This is a genomic window from Halorubrum sp. Atlit-26R, assembly GCF_003666015.1.
Lineage (GTDB): Archaea > Halobacteriota > Halobacteria > Halobacteriales > Haloferacaceae > Halorubrum.
Genome location: NZ_QPLT01000126.1, coordinates 1 through 943, shown reverse-complemented (window position 1 = coordinate 943; position 943 = coordinate 1). Strand labels below are relative to the sequence as shown.

The following is a 943-nucleotide window of genomic DNA, read 5'->3' as shown; positions in this document are numbered from 1 at the left end:
ACACGAATTCATTCGGATCCTCGCCTGGTCCAGCGACAGTTCCAATCGCTGAAGTTCGTCCCGACATTAGACCACCCCACGCCGCTCGCGCGCTTGCCACTGGATATTCTGCTCGACCACGTCCAACACGCGCTGGTTCGTATCATCGTCTGGTAGCGTGCTTCGGAGCCGGTTGATGAGCGCGACGATGACCTCTGCGCCGAGATCTCCCGCGATGTCGACGAGGCGGTCGACGTATGCTAACTGGAGTTGACCGTCGACGGTGTGGAACTTAGCCGTGAGTTCATCCGGGCAGTGGTAGACGGTATCTTCGACTTCCAGGGTCCAGCGCGGCATTTGATGTGACGGGTCTACAATAATCCGGTCGTCAGTGATTGTCGCCGTGCCGAGCAGCGCCACACCAGCGAGAGTCGTACGTTCCTCGATGTAGCCTGGTGTGAACTGCGCCTGATCGTCTTGCGCTAGCCGAGGTCCTGTTCGTCCCTGGTCAGGGTCGACCAGTTGCGTGGCGTAAATGACGCCCATCACTGCGTGTTCAGTCCCGTCAATCGTCTTCTTGATGAACACCGGTTGACCGAATTCCCGCTCGTGGAGTTCCGGGGGGCGATCACAGTCCCGTTCTTTGAACACTTCGACGACGTAGTCCAGATGGCTATTCGAGGAGACGATACTCCCGATTCGGACGCACGAATCGACATCTGCGGCTGGCGTCCCTTCCGTACTGTCTGTCATCGAATCACTCCCGGAGCACGGTTCTTTGGTCGGACGGGCTGTACTACTGTCGAGCGTGATGTGGTGTAAGGTGTCATCGTCGGCGTAGCTCCTTGCTCAGGGCTTTGGCGTTCCATTCGATCGGTACGTCATTCGATTCAGCCCACTGCTGTACGATGCGGTAGAATTGCTGGCGGTCCTGGTGGTCCAGCACGGCGTCGCTATCGGCTTG

1 protein-coding gene is annotated in these 943 nt (G+C 58.3%); it reads right to left on the bottom strand.

What is annotated here, in order from left to right:
* Nucleotides 1-66 precede the first annotated feature (66 nt).
* Nucleotides 67-732 carry a hypothetical protein gene (locus DVK07_RS19700; protein WP_121598530.1) on the bottom strand — a complete coding sequence of 222 codons (666 nt, stop codon included), beginning with the start codon at nucleotides 730-732 and terminating at the stop codon, nucleotides 67-69.
* Nucleotides 733-943 lie beyond the last annotated feature (211 nt).

Bases quoted from the DNA above. Each gene is read 5' to 3' on its own strand.
- DVK07_RS19700 (WP_121598530.1), bottom strand. From the start codon at position 732: ATGACAGACAGTACGGAAGGGACGCCAGCCGCAGATGTCGATTCGTGC.